Raw genomic sequence first — 19,378 nt, forward strand, 5'->3', positions numbered from 1 at the left:
AGGGGCAGATGAACAGTCTCGCCCTTCTCCGCTTCGCTTCGAGCACCGCCGTGATGAAGACGATCCTGAAACCCTTGTCATGCACCAGGCGCGGTGCGCGCTGGCTGATGGCGGCCGGTATCGCGGTCGCCATGATGCCGGCATTGCCGGCGCGCGCCGAAGACACGGCGCCTGCCACGATCGCCCAGGCCACCGAGCCGGAATCCACTCCCGAACTCGACAAACCGCGCGGCATCAACCCGGAACTCGAACGGATCGTGCMCTTTTTCACCAAAAGTGGCGGCCAGAAGAGCTGCGACTCCGTCGAATATGTCCTGAGCTTCGGCGTCCGCGGCGACCCGAATGACTTCGACAGGCCAAGCGTGGCCGCACTGCTGAAAGCAACAAGGCTCGACTTCAAGGACCAGCTGCCGCATGGCTTGCAGATCGTTAGCGTCGATGTCGCCGGCGACGGCACGAGCGCCTCCGGCGGGGCGCTGCCCACTGCTTCGATCAGCACATTAGCCGGTCCGAACGATACGGCCAGCATCGCCAATTTCCGGATCAGCGCGTCCAATCTCGACGGCGCCGGCGCCGCGAACGAACGCGTCGTCACCTTCCGGATCACCGCCAAGATAGACCACGCGGCCTTTCCGACACCGGCGACGGTCGACAACCAGGGCGGGATGAAGGTGGCCTTCAGGGGCGGTGCCGCAATCACGATCCCCTCGCAGGATCCGGACAAGCCCGACGACGGCGATTTCCTGACCGGCGTGAAGACCTCGATCAAGATCGACCCGAGCAAGTGCAACCCGCCGCCGCCTCCCAGCAAGGAGTGCTTCAAGGTCGAGCGCGGCACGGTCGACTGCGTGCCCGGCGGCGGCGCCTTCATCTACCACATGCCGGTCGGCCCGGAGATGGGYGGCAAATGGGTGCAGCTGTCGACCACGACGCCCGGCATCACCATCGCTCCCGACACGCAGCAGGTGCCTGCCGGCGGYGGTGTGCTCAACTGGAAGATCATCGGTGCCTCGCCCGGCGAGACCATTCACCTCGTCGTCACCGGCATCGACACCTATGCCGGACCGAAGGAGGGCTGGGGACTGTGCTGCACGCAGACGATCGACATCGTCATTCCGCGCGACTTGAAGTGCCCGCCCAAGGAAAAGGAACCGGACCTCAAGGTGGAGAAGCATGCCGCCGTGCCGCGCTGCACGATGGCCGGCGGYTGCGACTTCACCATYACCGTCGGCAATGTCGGCGACGCGCCCTACAACGGCAAGATCGTGCTCGACGAGGTGACGCTGCCTTCCGGCTCGGCGTTGTCCTCGGGGCCGAACCCGCCCTGGGTCTGCGCGCCCGGGACGACGCCGATGACCTGCACCTACCCGGTGACGACCCTCAACCCTGGCGCTTCGATCGACCTCAAGCTCGGCTTCAAGCCGGCCGGCGGCTGGCAGGGCGGTGTGCTGCGCAACTGCGCCGCCTATGACTATCAGGCGAGCGGCAAGCCGCTGTTCGGCAGCCAGCAGAATGATCGCGGCTGCGCCTCGATCCCGATCTGCCGTCGCGGCGATCGCGACCCGCAGTGCCAGCCCCCGATCGAGAAGAAGGTCGACCTGATCCTGAAGAAGCGCGCCCGCGTCCCGGTCTGCACCCCGGACGGCATCTGTACTTTCGTGATCGACATCATCAACAACGGCACGGACACCTATCATGGGCCGCTGACGGTGATCGACAGCTATCCGGGCGGCGCGCCGACCTCCTCGACCTTCGGACCGAGCCCGCCCTGGACCTGCGGCCCGAGCGGCCCCGGCCAGTTCCGCTGCGACAATGYCGGCATCTCGTTGCCTGCGGGCGCGTCGACGCCGATCGTGGTCAAGGCGGAGATGCCGGCGAATTACCGGCCGGACATGGTGGAGAACTGCGCCGAGGTGAGGGCCATCCCCGGTGAGGTCGACCTCGCCAACAACAGGGCCTGCGCGACTGAACGCTTCCGCCATCCTGGCGGCCAGCCCGGCCTCAGCATCAGCAAGGCATGCGAGGGCTCGCTGGCCGGCGCGGCTTTCGTGTCCTGYCGCATCACCGTCACCAACGCCGGCACTGCCRCTCCCACTGGTTCGGTGCGGGTCAATGACGCCGCCTCACTGATGTCGGGCGGCGCGCCGGTTGCGATCCAGACTGTGACGCCCGACGGCGCCGACTGGAGCTGCGGGCCAGTGCCTGCCAGCACGCTGTCGTGCCAGATCCCTGGCGCCGCGATGACGCCCGGAACGAGCCGGCACTTCGATGTGACGGTGAGCGCCAATGGCGCATTCGAGAACTGCGCGCGCGGCTCTTACGGCCCGGCGCCGGGAGACGACATTGTCTATCCGATCGGCCAGGCTTGCGCGAAGGGCGGCAGCACTTCCACCCTCCGCGTCGAGAAAACCGGCGATGCCGAATGCCAGCCGGGCCAGCCCTGCTCGTTCGAGATCACTATCGCGAATGACGGCCCGAACGCCTTCTCCGGCCCGGTCCGCATCGGCGATGCGATCGGCATCGACGGCATCGGCAGGGTGGAAGGCGTTCAGATCACCTCGGTCCATCCGCCCTTCGGCTGCTCGCCTGAGCCGACGACGCTGCCGGCATCCTRCATCGCCAACTTGACGCTGGGCGCCGGCGAAAGCCACACGCACCATGTCACCGTCACCCTCCCCAACAATGGGCGGCTTGCCAGTCTGCAGGRCACAGCCAGCGGACAGAACTGCGTCGGCGTGCTCTCACCGAACACCCCGGTGCAGGGAGGCGGCGATATGCTGTCGCGCGCTCCGACCAATGCTCAGGGCGACCGCGGCAAGGCCTATGCGTGCCATCCCTTCACCATCAGGCGTGAGGTGAAGAACCAGTGCTCGGGCGGCATGGTGCTCAACTCGGCCGGCCGCTGYGCCTGCCCGGACGGCACCACCTTCCGCAATGGCCAGTGCTCGCCCGGCGGCGGCACCAAGCTCTTGCCRCTTCCGGTGCCACGCTGCGTCCTGCTCAAGGGCCAGGTCCGGACCGAGGACGGCCGCTGCGTCTGCCCGCGCGGCACCGAGCTGGAAAACGGCCGGTGCGTGCCCAACCTCCAGCCGCTGCCGACATGCACCATCCGTGGGTCGGTACCGACACCGGACGGCAATGGCTGCGCCTGCCCGGACGGCACGCATCTCGACCGGGTGGCCAAGGCCTGCGTGCCCGACAGGCAACCGCCGAGCCAGTGCCGCATCCGCGGCCAGATCCGCAATAGCGAAGGAGATTGCGTCTGCCCGAGCGGCATGGAGGTGCGGGGCAACGCCTGCCGGCCAATCCGGAGCAAGCAGTGCCCGATCCGCGGCCAGCTGCGCGACGCCAACGGCAACTGCACCTGCCCGGAGGGCCTGGAGGTGCGCGGCAAGGCCTGCCGGCCGCCGAAGCAGACGCAGGAGGCGTGCACCATTCGCGGCCAGGTCCACAACAAGCGGGGCGACTGCGTCTGCCCGCGTGGCACCGAAGTCCGCAACGGCGCCTGCCGCCGKGCGCAGGCCGAATGCGCACCGGGCGCGGAGTACATCAATGGACATTGCCAGCCGGTCTTCCTCAGGCGGCGCTGCCCGGTCGGAACCACCGGACAGTTCCCGGACTGCATGCCGATCCGCCAGCAGCCTGGCATCCAGATCAACCCCGGCCTGCTGCTCAATCCGGATGTGCTGCAGCAGCTGGTGCCGCAACGCCAGCCGCGGCGAATGCTACAGGACCCGTCAGGCGCCAACATCCAGAACTTCAAGCCGTAATCCGGACTGGTGAAGACCAGGACCCGCCGGAACGATCCGGCGGGTCCTGGCCGTCTCCAGCCTTGTCGGCGGCCGTCTTCTTGCGGAATTTGCACCGAAGTCAAATGATTCCATTTGGCTGCGAAATGCTTTAAAGCGCGTCGCGCTGAAACGGATTCAGGCGACGCGCTTTAACTCTATGYATGTCCTTCTCCCAGAACGCTGCGCGCTTTGGGCGACATGCTTTAGTCAGTCGATCCTGATGTAGAGTCTGGAAAGCAAGGCACGGAAAGGCAGCATCATGAGCAAGAAGACCCTGATCGCGCCATCGGTGCTGGCGTCGGATTTCTCGAAGCTCGGCGACGAGGTCGAGGCGGTCGCGGCGGCCGGCGCCGACTGGATCCATCTCGACGTGATGGATGGTCATTTCGTCCCCAACATCACCTTCGGCCCCCCGGTTATCAAGGCGATCCGCAACCRCACCAAGGCCTTCTTCGACTGCCATCTGATGATCGCGCCGGTGGATCCCTACCTCGCAGCCTTCGCCGAGGCCGGCTGCGACGGTATGACCGTGCATGCCGAGGCCGGCCCGCATCTCGACCGTTCGCTGCAGACCATCAGGAGTCTCGGCAAGAAGGCCGGCGTCTCGCTCAACCCGGCAACTCCGGAAACGGCGATCGAATATGTGCTCGACCGGCTGGACCTCATCCTCATCATGACCGTCAATCCCGGGTTCGGCGGCCAGGCGTTCATTCCGGCCATTGTCGACAAGGTGAGACGGGTAAAGGCGCTGATCGGCAACCGCCCGATCCGCATCGAGATCGATGGTGGCGTCTCGCCGGAAACAGCACCGCTGGTGACGGCCGCGGGCGCCGACGTGCTGGTGGCGGGCGCGGCTGTCTTCAAGGGCGGCAGCGTCGAAGCCTACCGGGCAAATCTCGAGGCGATCCGCTCGGCGGCCGACGAGGCCGCCAACTAATACGCGGCGGCGGCATTTTCTAGCGGAAGTTGCGGTTTGAACCTCAGCTTTTGCTGAGCGGATTTATCTTACTCGATAATAGATCGCCTGTTTGTCTTAAAGTCGAATATCGCTTGAGGCCGCAGTGCCCAGCTGTATGATACATGCGCGGACGATTGCTTGGTCGAGGGACCCTGGCAGACAGGGGCAAGCAACAGGAGTGCAATTGACATACGGACGCGCCGATTCGGGCGAAGGCAAGGGTGCCAAGAGCACGCTGGCCAGTGCGGTCTATCACCAGCTCCGCGAGGATTTGCTGCGAGGAGCCCTGGAAGCCGAAGGGAAGCTGCGTGTCGAATGGGTCGTTTCCCGCTACGGCGCGGGCGCCTCGCCGGTGCGAGAGGCGCTTAACCGCCTTGCCGCAGAGGGTTTGCTCGGCCGCCACGACCAGCGGGGCTTCTTCCTGATGCCGGTGAGCGCGGCGGAGCTCGAAGAGCTGACCCGCACGCGCTGCTGGCTGGAAGAACGCGCATTGCGCGAATCCATCGCCCATCGCACAGCCGAATGGGAAGAACGGCTGGTGCTTGCCCTGCACCGGCTAGCGCGTGCCGAGCGGCGCCGGCCCGACGACCCCACAACCAACAATCCGGAATGGGAGAAGCTGCACCGTGCCTTTCATCGTGCGCTGATTGCGGCGTGCCGGTCGCATTGRCTGATCGGCTTTTGCGACCAGCTGTCCGACCAGGCTTCCCGCTACCGGGTGATCTCGCAGCGCGGATCGGGATCCGAACGCGACGACCTCGGCGAGCACCGGACGATTGCCGAGCGAACGCTGGACGGCGACGCCGACGGCGCGGTCGAAGCCTTGCTTAGTCACTACCGGCTGACGGCGGAGATGTGCATGGCACGCCTTAACCAGGGCGAGGGTCCGGGGGGTCGTTCAGGCAAGGCCTCGCGCACCCGCAAATAGCTGCCCCAACATTTGTTTTAGGCAATTCGTAGGGAAAACCGCCACGCGCTTTCCCAGGAATTGCCCTAGCCAGCAATTCTGATATTCGCTGGCGAGCATTCGACGCCCGAGGAAGGCCATGACCAATCACCTGTTCGACGCCTTTCGCGCCCGCATGCCGGCTCCTAGCCGCGTGCTGATGGAGACGGATGACGGGCGTTCGATTTCCTATGGCGATATGCTGGCGCGCTCCGGGCAATATGCGCAGGCGCTTGTCGCGGCGGGCGTCCAGCCCGGCGATCGCGTTGCCGTGCAGGTGGAGAAGACGCCGGAAGCCTTGATCCTCTATCTCGCGACCTTGCGTGCCGGCGCCATCTTCCTGCCGCTCAATACGGCCTACACGCTGCCGGAGCTCGACTATTTCTTCCGCGACGCGGAACCGCGACTGGTCGTGTGCGATCCGGAAAAGGCCGCCGATATCACGTCGCTGGCTGCTTCGGCGGGCGCCGCGACACTGACACTAGGCCGCGACGGACGAGGCACGCTCGCGGACTGCGCCGCGTCGCAGCCGGCGGATTTTGCGGATGTCGCGCGCGGCCCGAATGACCTTGCAGCGATCCTCTACACCTCGGGCACGACCRGCCGCTCCAAGGGCGCCATGCTAAGCCACGAGAACCTCGCCTCCAATGCGCGCGTGCTGGTCGAGCATTGGCGCTTCAGCCACGACGACGTGCTGATCCATGCGCTGCCGATCTTCCACACACATGGCCTGTTCGTCRCCACCAATGTCATCCTGATGGCCGGCGCCAGAATGTTGTTCGAGCAGAAGTTCGATCCGGGCCGTGTCATTTCGCTTTTGCCCCACGCGACCGCGCTGATGGGCGTGCCGACCTTCTATGTGCGGCTCTTGCAGCAGGAGGGCCTGACGAGGGACGCGGCCAGRCACATGCGGCTCTTCATCTCGGGCTCGGCGCCGCTGCTGGCCGAGACGCACAATGCATGGCGCGATCGCACCGGCCACGCCATCCTCGAGCGCTATGGCATGACCGAAACCAACATGAACACCTCCAACCCCTATGACGGCGAGCGGCGCGCCGGCACGGTCGGTTTTCCCTTGCCTGGCGTGTCCTTGCGCATAACCGATCCCGAGACCGCCAAGCCGCTGGYGCAGAGCGAGATCGGCATGATCGAGGTGAAGGGACCGAACGTGTTTGCCGGCTATTGGCGGATGCCGGAGAAGACGAAGGCCGAGTTCCGCGGCGATGGCTTCTTCATCACCGGCGATCTCGGCCTGATCGACGCCGACGGCTATGTCCATATCGTCGGCCGCGGCAAGGACCTGATCATCACGGGCGGCTACAACGTCTATCCGAAGGAGATCGAGAGCGAGATCGACGCGCTCCCCGGCATCAGCGAAAGCGCTGTGATCGGCGTCGCCCATCCGGATTTCGGCGAAGGCGTCACTGCGGTGGTGGTGCGCAAGCCGGRATCGGCGATCAGCGCCGCCGAYATTGCCGGCGCGATCGCCGGGCGGCTGGYGAAATACAAGCATCCGAAACAGGTGATCTTCGTCGACGAATTGCCGCGCAACACGATGGGCAAAGTGCAGAAGAACGTTTTGCGCGAGGCGTATAAGGATGTTTACGCCGGTAAGCCGGCTAATAATGCCGCGTCGTCATCCTAGGGCGAAGCAAGGAGCGCAGCGACGCGCGCAGACCCTAGGATCCATCCCGTTACGCTGAGCGTTGCAGCCGTTACAGAATTCTGCACCGTTGCGCTCCACGACAGACGTCACGGAATGGATCGTCGGGTCAGCCCGAGGATGACGAAGCGAAAGCATTCTCGCCGCCGATCCACACATTCTTGACCGTCAAATCCTGCGACAGGCCGAGGATGTCRGCGGCGGTGCCGTTGGCGAAGCGGCCGAGCCGGTGTGCCTGGCCGATCGCCTCGGCGGGATAGAGCGAGGCCATGCGCAGGGCCTCGTCGAGATCGAGCCCGACGACGCGATGGACGAAGYGAACGGCGGAGATCATGTCGAGATCGGCGCCGGCCAGCGTGCCGTCGGCAAGCCGAAGACTCCCGTCCTTGCGGTAGATGGTGCGGCCGTTGAGCGTGAAGGAGGTCATGTCGGTGCCGATCGTCGCCATGGCGTCGGTGACCAGCAGGATCTTGCCTGGGCCCTTCTTGGCGCGCAGCGCAAGCGTCATGGTGCCGGGATGGACATGGATGCCGTCGGCGATGAGGCCGGCGTAGAGGCTGCCCGTGTCGACGGCCGCTCCGGCCAGCCCCGGCTCGCGATTGCCGATCTGGCTCATGGCGTTGAAGAGGTGGGTGACGACCGTCGCGCCGGCCTCGGCATAGGCGATTGCCGTGGCATAGCCGGTGTCGGAATGGCCGAGGCTGACGATGATGCCGGCCTTGGCCAGCGCCGCGACACGGCCCGGCTCGACCGATTCCGGCGCAATCGTGGTGAGCAGCACCGRCAGGTCCTGCCGCGCCGCGATCAGCGCCGCTTGGTCGGCGTCCGTCATCGGCCGGATGAGGGCCGGGTCATGCGCGCCCTTGCGCGCGATCGAAAGATGCGGGCCTTCAAGATGCAGGCCAAGAAAACCCGGGACGTTTTTCCGGGCGGCCTCGGCACCGGCGGCGACAGCCGCGGCGGTGATCGCCGGCGTATCGGTGATCAGTGTCGGCAGCAGCGCCGTGGTGCCGAAGGGCGCGTGCGCCCGGCAGATGGTTTCGATCGAGGCGACATCGGGGTGGTCGTTGAGCATGACGCCGCCCCCGCCATTGACCTGGATGTCGACGAAGCCAGGGACCAGCAGGCCGCCACCGGTCTCGACCCGGGATACGCCGGACGGAACGGCGCCATCAGGCAGAATGGCTTCGACAAGCCCGTCCCTGACGACGAGGGCCGCATTGTCATGCCAGTCGGCGCCGTCGAAGATGCGGGCGCCGGTGAGGGCGAAACGGTCGCTCATACGGTTTCCGTGACCTTGCGCAGGTTGCGCGGCGTGTCTGGGTCGAGACCGCGATGGCGGGCGAAGGCCTCGACGAAGCCGTAGAAGGACACGATCAGCGGCAGCGGGTCGGTCAGCGGATGGCCGGTCGCGACATGCGGCAGYAGCCTCGCGCTCTTTGCCTTGTCGGAGGTGAYGAAGGCGGCAGCACCCTTGGCCGCAACGCCGTCGGCGGCCTCGRCCACCGAGGGCTCGGAGGCGTCGCGGGCGGCGAGCGCAAGGACCGGAAAGCCCGGCCCGACCAGCGCCAGCGGCCCGTGCATGACCTCGGCGGCGCTATAGGCCTCGGCATGCATGGCGCAGGTTTCCTTGAACTTCAGCGCCGCCTCGCTGGCGATGGCGAAGGACGGGCCACGGCCGAGGATGAACAGCGACTGCGGCGTCTCGAGCGCCGCTGCCAGCCCCATCCAGTCACTGCCGATCGCCTTGCTGAAATGTTCCGGCAGGCGAGCAAGTGCGGCAAGCAGCGTCTGGTCGCCGGTGCTGTGCGCCATCAGCGCCAGAGCGGCGACGGCGGAATTGACGAAGGTCTTGGTGGCCGCGACGCTGCGTTCCGGTCCGGCGAGAATGTCGACGGCATAGTCGGAGGCGCGCGCCAGCGGCGACTCGGCGGTGTTGGTGATGGCGACGGTCAGCGCACCGCCGGCCCGCGCCGTTTCAGCCATGGCGACGATGTCGGGGCTCTTGCCGGACTGCGAGATCGCGAGACAGGCCRAGCCGCGGAGTCTCAGCTTCGCGCCGTAGATGGAAGCGATCGATGGGCCGACCGAAGCGACGGCGAGCCCGGCGGTCAGCTCCACGGCATATTTCATGAAGGTCGCAGCGTGGTCCGACGAGCCGCGCGCCACGGTGATGACGAAATTCGGATCGCGCTCGCGAAGGCCGCGCCCGGCCTCGGCGAGCACCTTGGCCGAGCCGTCGAGCAGACGGGCAGTGGCTTCGGGAATCTCGTCGATCTCGCGCCGCATATGGGTGGCGTTTGCGCTCATGGCCGGTTCTCCTCTCCCGGCCCGGTCAGCCGGAGTTCCGCGACGAAGTCATAGGCGTCGCCTCGGTAGATCGAGCGGGTGAACTCGATCACCTTGCCGCTCGCCAGATAGGAAATACGCTCGATGTGCAGGCCGGCAACCCCCGGCGGCACTTCCAGCAGGCGCGCGTCGCCGTCGCCGAGATTGGCGGCCGAGATGCGCTGCACTGCCCGCACCGGGCGGTTGCCGGTCAGTTCCAGCGCCGCATAAAGCGAGGACCCGACCGCCTCGGGGTCGGGAAGCACGCTCGCCGAAATCGCGGCGCGCTCGATCGCCAGCGGCGTGTCGTTGGCGATGCGCAGGCGCGCGACGCGCGCCACGAGCTCATTCGACGACAGGCCGAGCACCATCATCTCGTCCGGCGAGGGCGCATAGAGGCCGCGATCGARCCAGGCCGAGCGCACGGCCATGCCGCGGCGCGCCATGTCCTCGGTGAAGGAGGTGAGCCTGGACAACGACTGCTCGACACGCTCCATGCGCGGCGCGACGAAGGTGCCGGAGCCGTGGCGCTGGATGAGGATGCCGCCCTTGACCAGATCCTGCACCGCCTTGCGCACGGTGACGCGCGAGATATCGGCCTTGCTGGCAATGTCGCGCTCGGACGGCAATGCGTCGCCCGGACCGATCAGGCCGCGATTGACTGCTTCCTCGATGCTCTTCCTGAGCTGCAGGTAGAGCGGCGCGCCGCTTTGCGAGGACTCCTTCAGCATGGCGAAGATCTGGTCGGCGGCGCTCATCCGGCAGCCCCCGACTTGCCGGCGAAGACGCGCACGGCCATCTGCACCGCTCCGCCGAGCGCGTCGTCGAGCGGCGGCCTCAGCAGCGCCTGGTAGCGCGCGGACAGGCGCGGCGCATAAAGCGGCGCCAGACCGCCGAGCAGGCAGAGCGGAGCATCGTCGGCGAGATCGAGCGCGCCGAGCGAGGCCTCGACATCGGCAACCRCCTTGTCGAGGATCCAGTTGGCGACGAGATCGCCCTTTTCCGCATGCTCGAAGACTTTTGGYGCGAAACCGCCGAAGTCGCCGGGCTTGGCATTGGTGGTGAACTCGACGACATCCTCGGGATTGTTGCGGAAGACGGCGAGCATGGCATCCGTCAGCGGCGAGCCCGGGCGGATGCCGTCATAGGCGAGCAGCGTCTGCTCGAGCAGGTCACGGCCGATGCGGGCGCCGCTGCCCTGATCGCCGACCTGGAAACCCCAGCCGCCGATGGCGCGCGACTTGCCCTTTTTACGCGCCATATAGGCGGTGCCGGTGCCGAGGATGGCCATGGCGCCGTCGCCCGAGCCGACCGCGCCTTCGAGCGCGATCTCGGCATCGGTTTCGACGCGGCTTTTGCTGAAGGGCAGGATCGCTTCCAGCTGCTGCCGGTAGGTGCCGACATTGGCGCCGGCAAGGCCGAGAATGGCCGGCGTCTGCGGGATCAGCTCCGGATCCTGGCCGGCAGCGATGAAAGCCTGCCTTGCCGCGTCGACGATGTTGGCGCGGGCGCCGGTGAGATCGGTGCGGATGTTGGCCGCGCCGCTTTTGGCGCGACCGACCACAGTGCCGTCGACCGTCGCAAGGGCCGCCCTGCAGCTGGTGCCGCCGCCATCGATGCCAAGCACGAATTTCACGCGATTTCTCCTCGATCGGGATAATACCAATAAAATACCAATAGCCAAGCGTTAATTTCGGCTTCAAAAAGATCAGGGCGTATTTTGTTGAAAAACCATCGAAATTTGCCGGCAAGCCAGTTCGCGGAGGTGAAAAGCATTAATGGATRTGGACAAGTGGTATTTTTTTGGTATTGTTCGCTTGGTTGGAGGAAAATGGATGGCCGAGACGCGCAGACAAGCGCTTCGTCAGAACGCCGAGGGGCTGGATGTCCAGACCCGTGATGCCATCCTGACGTTCCTGGCCAACGCCCAGGACGAGGCCGAGAAGTCCGTGCAAGGCGCCATTCCGGCGATCGCCGGGGCCGCCGAAAATCATCGCAAGACAATTGAGGACGGCCGCCAGGCCCACCTGCGCAGCGGCCGGGAACGACGCGGYGAGCCTGCCCGAAGAGAGCGGCCGCGTTTTCAAGACTGCCATTCTGCTCGCCGACGGCGCTGCCAACGCCGATGCGGCCGAGAAGATAGCGAAAGGAGCCGGCCAGAAGCTCAGGCCGGCGCTTTYAGCGATCGAGGGGAGCAAGGGGCGCTAGCCTCTGTTCTCATCAGAACCGAACCTGAAAAAGGTCAACAGGGAGACTGGACATGACGACCAAACTACTGACGGCACTTCTCATCGGCACGAGCATCCTCGGCACCACCGGGATGGCTCTCGCCGAAGACGTCACGCTCAACATCGAAAGCTGGYGCGGCGACGACCTGACCATCTGGAAGGACAAGCTGATCCCGGCCTTCGAGGCCAAGAACCCCGGCATCAAGGTGGTGTTCGCTCCCTCGGCGCCGACCGAGTACGACGCAGCGCTTGGCGCCAAGCTCACCGCCGGCTCGGCGGGCGACCTGATCACCTGCCGGCCGTTCGACAAGTCGCTGGAACTGTTCAAGAAGGGCAATCTCGCCGACCTCAGCTCGCTGCCCGGCATGGACAATTTCTCGCCTGTCGCCAAGGCCGCGTGGCAGACCGATGATGGCAAGTCGAGCTTCTGCGTGCCGATGGCTTCGGTCATCCACGGCTTCATCTACAACAAGGACGCCTTCGACAAGCTGGGCCTCAAGGTGCCGACAACGGTGGACGAGTTCTACGCCGTGCTCGACAAGATCAAGGCCGACGGCACCTATATTCCGATGGCGATGGGCACCAAGGATCWCTGGGAAGCCGCCACCATGGGCTACCAGAACATCGGCCCGAACTACTGGAAGGGCGAGGAAGGCCGCCTGGCGCTGATCAAGGGCGAGCAGAAGCTGACCGACCCGCAATGGGTCGAGCCGTACAAGGAGCTGGCGRAGTGGAAGCCCTATCTCGGCGACGGCTTCGAGGCGCAGACCTATCCGGACAGCCAGAACCTGTTCACGCTCGGCCGCGCCGCCATCTATCCGGCCGGCTCCTGGGAGATCGGCCTGTTCAACACGCAGGCGCAGTTCAAGATGGGCGCCTTCCCGCCACCGGTGCAGAAGGCCGGCGACACCTGCTACATCTCCGACCATACCGATATCGGCATGGGCCTGAATGCAGCGTCGAAGCATCCGGAGGAGGCCAAGAAGTTTCTGTCCTGGGTCGCCTCGCCGGACTTCGCAACCATCTACGCCAACGCGCTGCCGGGCTTCTTCAGCCTGAACAACACGCCGGTGAAGATGGAAGACCCGCTGGCGCAGGAATTCGTCTCCTGGCGCGGCAAGTGCAAGTCGACGATCCGCTCGACCTACCAGATCCTGTCGCGCGGCACGCCGAACCTCGAGAACGAGACCTGGGTTGAATCGGCCAACGTGATCAACGGCACCGACACGCCGGAAGCCGCGGCCAAGAAGCTGCAGGACGGCCTCGACAGCTGGTACAAGCCGGCGAAGTAAGGTTCGGGCAACAGGCAGGGCTGTTCCAGTGGACGGCCCTGCGTTTTTCGATAGCATCGACTGCAATCGACGGCGCCGCCCCTCATCCGCCTGCCGGCACCTTCTCCCCGTAAAGTACGGGGAGAAGGACAAGCTCCGGCGCTGGCGACCCCCTCTCCCGCCTTTCACGGAGAGAGGTAAGGGTGAGGGGCAGTGCCGCCGTCGAAACCCCTTTTTGCCAGACCTGACTCGGCGGGGAACGAACTCATGGCCGCACAGACACGACCCAAGAAACCGATCCGCTGGCATATCGGCGTCTTCCTGGCGCCGGCGGCGCTTGTCTACACGGCAATCATGATCCTGCCGCTGTTCGGCACGCTGCAGCTTTCCCTGTTTCGTAACATCAACCAGGCGCAGGTGTTCGTCGGGCTGGACAATTTCCGCTTGCTGTTCGGCGATCCCAACTGGTCGGTGAACTTCTGGAACGCGCTCAGGAACAATGTCTGGTTCTTCATCATCCATATGCTGGTGCAGAACCCTATCGGCGTGCTTTTGGCGGCGCTTCTCTCCAGCCCGAGGCTGAGGTTCGCCGCCTTCTATCGAACGGCGATTTTCGTGCCGACGATCCTGTCCTTCGTCATCGTCGGCTTCGCCTGGAAGCTGATTCTTTCGCCGATCTGGGGCGTGGCGCCGCACCTTATGGATTTCGTCGGGCTGAAGAGCCTGTTCACGCCGTGGCTCGGCAAGGAGCAGTATGCGCTGACCGCCCTCAGCCTTGTCTCGGTCTGGCAGTTCGTCGGCATCCCGATGATGCTGATCTATGCTGCGCTGCTGTCGATCCCGGATGAGGTCATCGAGGCGGCCGAATGCGACGGCGTCACCGGCATGGCGCAGTTCTGGAAGATCAAGCTGCCGCWGATCCTGCCTTCGATCGGCATCATCTCGATCCTGACCTTCGTCGGCAATTTCAACGCTTTCGACCTGATCTACACGGCGCAAGGTGCGCTCGCCGGTCCAAACTATTCGACCGACATCCTCGGCACCTTCCTCTATCGCGCCTTCTTCGGTTTCCAGCTGCAGGTCGGCGACCCGAACATGGGCGCAACGATCGCCACGATGATGTTCCTGATCATCCTGGCCGGCGTCTGCGTCTACCTGTTCCTCGTCCAGACGCGCCTGCGTCGGTACCAGTTCTGAGGCGCGCCATGAGCCTAGCCACCCGCTCCCTTCCCCGCACCATCGGCGCCCACGCGATTCTTCTGGCCTACACGGTAATCGCGTTGTTCCCGGTGATCCTGGTGATCATGAACTCGTTCAAGTCGCGCGCGGGCATTTTCGGCGCGCCGCTGACGCCGCCGCTGCCCAAGACCTTCGACCTGATCGGCTATACAACCGTGTTCGGCCAGGGCGACTTCCTGCACTATTTCCAGAACAGCCTCGTCGTCACCGTCGCCTCGCTGTTCTTCGTGCTGCTGTTTGGCGCGATGGCCGGCTTCGCGCTGTCGGAATACCGCTTCCGCGGCAACACGCTGATGGGGCTCTACCTTGCGCTCGGCATCATGATCCCGATTCGCCTCGGTACCGTCGCCATCCTGCAGCTGATGGTAGCGACCGGGCTGGTCAACACGCTGACGGCGCTGATCCTGGTCTACACCGCGCAAGGGCTGCCGCTCGCCATCTTCATCCTGTCGGAATTCATGAAGCAGGTCTCCGACGATTTGAAGAACGCGGGGCGCATCGACGGGCTGTCGGAATACACGATCTTCTTCCGGCTGGTGCTGCCGCTGGTGCGCCCGTCCATGGCGACGGTTGCCGTCTTCACCATGATCCCGATCTGGAACGACCTCTGGTTCCCGCTGATCCTCGCGCCATCGGAAGAGACCAAGACGGTAACGCTCGGCGCGCAGCTCTTCCTCGGCCAGTTCGTCACCAACTGGAACGCGATCCTGGCCGCGCTCTCGCTGGCGATCCTGCCGGTATTGATCCTCTACGTCATTTTCTCGCGGCAACTGATCCGCGGCATCACCTCCGGAGCCGTCAAGTGAGTTCAGAAAGACCCCTTCGCGTCGTCGTAGCCGGCCTCGGCAATATGGGCCGCAGCCACGCGCTCGCCTATCACACCAATCCGGGCTTCGAGATCGCCGCGCTCGTCAACCGTTCAGACGTGCCGCTGCCGGCCGGGCTCGAAGGCTACGGCATCCGGCACTCCTTCGAGGACGCGCTGCGCGAGGAGAAGCCGGACGTGGCTGCGATCGCCACCTATTCCGACAGCCACGCAGACTATGCGGTGAGGGCGTTCGAGGCCGGCTGCCATGTCTTCGTCGAGAAGCCGCTGGCAACGACCGTGGCGGATGCCCGGCGCGTCGTCGACGCGGCCAAGGCCAACGGCAGGAAGCTGGTGATTGGCTACATCCTGCGCCACCATCCGTCGTGGATGCGGCTGATCGCCGAGGCGCRCAAGCTCGGCGGTCCATACGTCTTCCRCATGAACCTCAACCAGCAGTCCTCCGGCCACAGCTGGGAGACGCACAAGCAGCTGATGCAGACGACTTCGCCGATCGTCGACTGCGGCGTCCACTATCTCGACGTGATGCTGCAGATCACCGAAGCCAGGCCGGTCGAGGTGCGCGGCATGGGCGTGCGGCTGACCGACGAAGTCGCTCCTTCCATGTACAATTACGGGCACCTCCAGGTGCTGTTCGAGGACGGCTCGGTCGGCTGGTATGAAGCCGGCTGGGGTCCGATGATCTCGGAGACCGCCTTCTTCGTGAAGGACGTGATGTCGCCCAAGGGCTGCGTGTCGATCGTGATGAAGGAAGGCGTGAAGTCCGACGACATCGACACCCATACCAAGACCTCGACCATCCGGCTRCACAGCGCTGTGACCGGGCCGGACGGCAAGTTCGCCAAAGAGGACGAGCTGCTGTCGATGGAAGGCGAGCCGGGGCACCAGGAGCTCTGCGAGCTCGAACAGGCCTTCGTGCTCAAGGCCATCCGCGAGGACGTCGACCTGACCCGCCACATGGACGACGCGGTGAAGTCGCTCGCAGTCTGCCTCGCCGCCGACGAGAGCGTGCGCAGCGGCGCTGCCGTGAAACTCTAGAACAAGGACGAAGCCGTGGGCTCGCTGAACATCGAGAATGTGAAGAAGGCGTTCGGGCCGGTCGAGGTGCTGAAGGGCATCGACCTCGAGGTCAATGACGGCGAGTTCGTCGTCTTCGTCGGACCGTCCGGCTGCGGGAAGTCGACACTGCTGCGCGTGATTGCCGGGCTGGAGGATTCAACCTCCGGCCGCGTGCTGATCGACGGCGAAGACGTCTCCGTAACACCGCCCGCAAAACGCGGCATCGCCATGGTGTTCCAGACCTATGCGCTCTATCCGCATTTGACGGTGAAGAACAATATGGCGCTCGGCCTGAAGCAGGCCGGCACGCCGGGCGCCGAGATCGAGCGCCGCATCAAGATCGCTTCCGCCATGCTGTCGCTGGAGCCCTATCTCGAGCGGCGCCCGGCGGAACTGTCGGGCGGGCAGCGCCAGCGCGTCGCCATCGGCCGCGCCGTGGTGCGCGAGCCGAAGCTCTTTCTTTTCGACGAGCCGCTGTCGAATCTCGACGCCGCGCTGCGCGTCAACACCCGTCTGGAAATCGCGCAGCTGCACCGGCGGCTGAAGGCGACGATGATCTACGTCACCCACGACCAGGTCGAGGCGATGACGCTGGCCGACAAGATCGTCGTGCTCAATGCGGGCCGKATCGAGYAGATCGGTAGTCCGATGGAGCTCTACAATTCGCCGGCCAATGAATTCGTCRCCGGCTTCATCGGCTCGCCGAAGATGAATTTCATCGACGGCGCCCGGCTCGGCGAGACGGCCAAGACCGTCGGCGTGCGGCCGGAGCATCTGACCGTCGATGCCAAATCCGGCTCCTGGAAGGGCACAGTGGTGCATGCCGAGCACCTCGGCGCCGACACCAACCTCTATCTCGATTGCGAGAAGRCAGGGATGCTCACCGTGCGCATCTTCGGCGTCTACAATGCCGAGCCGGGCGCAACGCTTTATGCGACGGCCGATCCGGCGAAGACCTATCGGTTCGGGGCGGATGGACGGGTGTTGAGGTAGGATCGCTGCAGAGGTCGGCGCCGCCCCTCATCCGCCTGCCGGCACCTTCTCCCCGTGAAAAACGGGGAGAAGGGACATGCTCCAGCGATGGCGCCCCCCCTCCCCGTTTTTCACGGGGAGAGGGTAAGGGTGATGGGCGGCGCAAACGTATCAGGATAGGGCTTTACTCATCCGCCTTGAACGTCTGCTTCTGCTGGCCCATGCCTTCGATGCCGAGCTCGACGACGTCGCCGGGCTTCAGGAACATCGGCGGCTTCATGCCGAGGCCGACGCCGGGCGGAGTGCCGGTGGAGATGATGTCGCCGGGATGCAGCGACATGAACTGGCTGAGATAGGAGACCAGATATTTGACGCCGTAGATCATTGTCCTGGTGGAGCCGTTCTGCATGGTCTTGCCGTTGACGGTCARCCACATTTTGAGGTTCTGCGGGTCGGGGATCTCGTCCTTGGTCACCAGCCACGGGCCGATCGGGCCGAAGGTGTCGCAGGACTTGCCCTTGGTCCACTGGCCCTGGCGCTCGGCCTGGAAGGCGCGCTCRGAAACATCGTGCGCGACGCAATAGCCGGCAACATAATCCAGCGCGTCATCCTCGCTGACATACTTCGCCGTCTTGCCGATGACCACGCCGAGCTCGACCTCCCAGTCGGTCTTGACCGAGCCGCGCGGGATGAGCACGTCGTCGTCCGGGCCGACGATGGCCGAGCTTGCCTTCATGAAGATGATCGGCTCCGGCGGCACGGTGGCGCCGGTCTCGGCGGCGTGGTCGGAATAGTTGAGGCCGATGCAGATGAACTTGCCGGTGCCGGCGACGCAGGCGCCCATRCGGGTCGTGCTGGGAACCGCCGGCAGCGATTTCGGATCGAGCTTCGAGAGCATCTCCAGCGAAGCCGGATGGAGCGCAGTGCCGGCGATGTCGGCGACATAGGCCGAAAGGTCGCGGATCGTGCCATCCTGATCGAGCAGGYCGGGACGTTCGCTCCCCACCTCGCCATAGCGCAGCAGTTTCATATTATTCCACTCCTCAGTGAGATTGGTTCAGATCGACCAGCCGCCGTCGATATTATAAGCCTGTCCCGACGTATAGGTGGCACCGGCGAGATAGACCGCGAGGTCGGCGATCTCCTCGGGCGTGCCAAGCCTTCCCATGGGCTGGCGGGCGATGAAGGCGGCGCGCGCCGCCTCGTAGTCGCCCTGCGCATGCATGCGCTCCTGCAGCGACGGGCTCTCGACGGTGCCCGGGCAGATGGCGTTGCAGCGGATGCCCTTGGTAACATAGTCGGCGGCGACCGCCTTGGTGAGGCCGACGACGGCCGCCTTGGTCAGGCCGTAGACGAAGCGATTCGGCACGCCCTTCTGCGAACTCGCCAGCGACGCCATGTTGATGATCGAACCGTCGCCGCGCTCCAGCATGCCGGGCAGCACGGCGCGGATGGTGCGGATCATCGAGCGGACATTGAGGTTGAGCGCAAATTCGAGGTCCTCATCCTTCATTTCCAGGATGGAGCCCGAATGAACGAATCCGGCGCAGTTGAACAGCACATCGACGCGGCCGATCTCGGCGAACGCCGAGGTGAYGGCGGCGTCATCAAGGACATCGAGCTTGYGGGTCTTGATGCCTGGTGTGTTGCCGAGTTCCGCCAGGAGCGGCTCGTTGATGTCGGTGGCGTGAACCGTGGCGCCTGCCCTGGCGAAGGCCAGCGCGCTCGCCCGTCCGATGCCTTGCGCCGCCGCGGTGACGACGACCACCTTGCCTGCCAGATCCGCCATTCTTCCCTCCAGGTCACGCGAGCTTTTCTTAAAGGCAGCCGGACAGGACGCAATGTGCCAGGCGGACCCGCCGCCTGACCGGCCGCTCGCCGCAGGTCAATTGTTTTTTCTGGTTAAAGAACACGTGACRATGCGTCAAGCTTGGAAGAGGCAATCGATTCGGGTTTTCGAATCTGCTCTGTCGCCGCCCTTTTTTGAGCGCTGGCACTGCCCCTCACCTGCCTGCCGGCATCCTCTCCCCGTATAGTGACGGGGAGAGGGGCGCTCTCATCGCCGGTTTCGCCAATTACCAGCTTCGTAAGAAGGGC

At 65.1% G+C, this 19,378-nt stretch carries 16 protein-coding genes; 9 read left to right on the top strand and 7 right to left on the bottom strand.

All coding sequences use genetic code 11. The features are described from left to right. Positions 1–8 precede the first annotated feature (8 nt). The 4 genes from ORS3428_RS03285 to ORS3428_RS03300 all read left to right on the top strand — a co-directional run bounded on the left by ORS3428_RS03285 (position 9) and on the right by ORS3428_RS03300 (position 7,340). Positions 9–3,770, top strand: a complete 3,762-nt coding sequence (locus ORS3428_RS03285) for a DUF7929 domain-containing protein (protein WP_071094481.1) — start codon at positions 9–11, stop codon at positions 3,768–3,770. A 280-nt stretch (positions 3,771–4,050) separates the two neighbouring features. Next, positions 4,051–4,728, top strand: coding sequence for a ribulose-phosphate 3-epimerase (rpe, locus tag ORS3428_RS03290; protein ID WP_071094483.1), 678 nt, complete (start codon positions 4,051–4,053; stop codon positions 4,726–4,728). Positions 4,729–4,933: 205 nt separating this feature from the next. Beyond that, positions 4,934–5,677 carry a GntR family transcriptional regulator gene (locus ORS3428_RS03295; protein WP_071094582.1) on the top strand — a complete coding sequence of 248 codons (744 nt, stop codon included), beginning with the start codon at positions 4,934–4,936 and terminating at the stop codon, positions 5,675–5,677. A 118-nt stretch (positions 5,678–5,795) separates the two neighbouring features. After that, positions 5,796–7,340, top strand: coding sequence for a malonate--CoA ligase (locus ORS3428_RS03300; RefSeq protein WP_071094485.1), 1,545 nt, complete (start codon positions 5,796–5,798; stop codon positions 7,338–7,340). 127 nt (positions 7,341–7,467) lie between these two features. Here the strand turns inward: ORS3428_RS03300 and nagA are convergent, their stop codons facing one another. The 5 genes from nagA to ORS3428_RS33180 form a co-directional block, all read right to left on the bottom strand. Further along, on the bottom strand, positions 7,468–8,640 hold the full coding sequence (gene nagA / locus ORS3428_RS03305) for an N-acetylglucosamine-6-phosphate deacetylase (RefSeq protein ID WP_071094487.1): 1,173 nt from the start codon (positions 8,638–8,640) through the stop codon (positions 7,468–7,470). Further along, a complete protein-coding gene (locus ORS3428_RS03310) occupies positions 8,637–9,668 on the bottom strand; it encodes an SIS domain-containing protein (protein WP_071094489.1) in 1,032 nt (343 codons plus the stop codon). The genes nagA and ORS3428_RS03310 overlap by 4 nt, the downstream gene beginning before the upstream one ends. Beyond that, positions 9,665–10,444 carry a GntR family transcriptional regulator gene (locus tag ORS3428_RS03315; protein ID WP_071094491.1) on the bottom strand — a complete coding sequence of 260 codons (780 nt, stop codon included), beginning with the start codon at positions 10,442–10,444 and terminating at the stop codon, positions 9,665–9,667. Before ORS3428_RS03315 ends, ORS3428_RS03310 begins: the two co-directional genes overlap by 4 nt. Further along, positions 10,441–11,322 carry an N-acetylglucosamine kinase gene (locus ORS3428_RS03320; RefSeq protein WP_071094493.1) on the bottom strand — a complete coding sequence of 294 codons (882 nt, stop codon included), beginning with the start codon at positions 11,320–11,322 and terminating at the stop codon, positions 10,441–10,443. The genes ORS3428_RS03315 and ORS3428_RS03320 overlap by 4 nt, the downstream gene beginning before the upstream one ends. 139 nt (positions 11,323–11,461) lie before the next feature. Continuing rightward, positions 11,462–11,782: a hypothetical protein gene (locus ORS3428_RS33180; RefSeq protein WP_157895912.1), complete on the bottom strand. Its 321-nt coding sequence runs from the start codon at positions 11,780–11,782 to the stop codon at positions 11,462–11,464. A gap of 164 nt (positions 11,783–11,946) precedes the next feature. On the opposite strand from ORS3428_RS33180, the gene ORS3428_RS03335 reads away from it, so the two are divergent. From ORS3428_RS03335 to ORS3428_RS03355, 5 genes are all read left to right on the top strand, one after another. Then, complete coding sequence (locus tag ORS3428_RS03335) at positions 11,947–13,206, top strand: ABC transporter substrate-binding protein (RefSeq protein ID WP_071094499.1); 1,260 nt, start codon at positions 11,947–11,949, stop codon at positions 13,204–13,206. Positions 13,207–13,452: 246 nt separating this feature from the next. Continuing rightward, positions 13,453–14,382: a carbohydrate ABC transporter permease gene (locus ORS3428_RS03340; RefSeq protein ID WP_071094501.1), complete on the top strand. Its 930-nt coding sequence runs from the start codon at positions 13,453–13,455 to the stop codon at positions 14,380–14,382. An 8-nt stretch (positions 14,383–14,390) separates the two neighbouring features. After that, positions 14,391–15,230: a carbohydrate ABC transporter permease gene (locus ORS3428_RS03345; RefSeq protein ID WP_071094503.1), complete on the top strand. Its 840-nt coding sequence runs from the start codon at positions 14,391–14,393 to the stop codon at positions 15,228–15,230. Further along, positions 15,227–16,288 carry a Gfo/Idh/MocA family protein gene (locus ORS3428_RS03350; RefSeq protein WP_071094506.1) on the top strand — a complete coding sequence of 354 codons (1,062 nt, stop codon included), beginning with the start codon at positions 15,227–15,229 and terminating at the stop codon, positions 16,286–16,288. Before ORS3428_RS03345 ends, ORS3428_RS03350 begins: the two co-directional genes overlap by 4 nt. A gap of 15 nt (positions 16,289–16,303) precedes the next feature. Beyond that, positions 16,304–17,302, top strand: coding sequence for an ABC transporter ATP-binding protein (locus ORS3428_RS03355; RefSeq protein WP_071094508.1), 999 nt, complete (start codon positions 16,304–16,306; stop codon positions 17,300–17,302). Between the two features lie 163 nt (positions 17,303–17,465). Here ORS3428_RS03355 and ORS3428_RS03360 read toward each other — a convergent pair whose 3' ends face one another. Beyond that, on the bottom strand, positions 17,466–18,311 hold the full coding sequence (locus ORS3428_RS03360; RefSeq protein WP_071094510.1) for a fumarylacetoacetate hydrolase family protein: 846 nt from the start codon (positions 18,309–18,311) through the stop codon (positions 17,466–17,468). 27 nt (positions 18,312–18,338) lie between these two features. Further along, positions 18,339–19,070, bottom strand: a complete 732-nt coding sequence (locus ORS3428_RS03365) for an SDR family oxidoreductase (protein ID WP_071094512.1) — start codon at positions 19,068–19,070, stop codon at positions 18,339–18,341. Positions 19,071–19,378: the final 308 nt, after the last annotated feature.

The sequence above is a fragment of the Mesorhizobium sp. ORS 3428 genome (assembly GCF_001854785.1).
Taxonomy (GTDB): Bacteria; Pseudomonadota; Alphaproteobacteria; order Rhizobiales; family Rhizobiaceae; genus Mesorhizobium.

Coding starts and splice junctions, on each gene's coding strand:
- ORS3428_RS03345 (WP_071094503.1), top strand. CDS start 14,391: ATGAGCCTAGCCACCCGCTCCCTTCCCCGCACCATCGGCGCCCACGCG.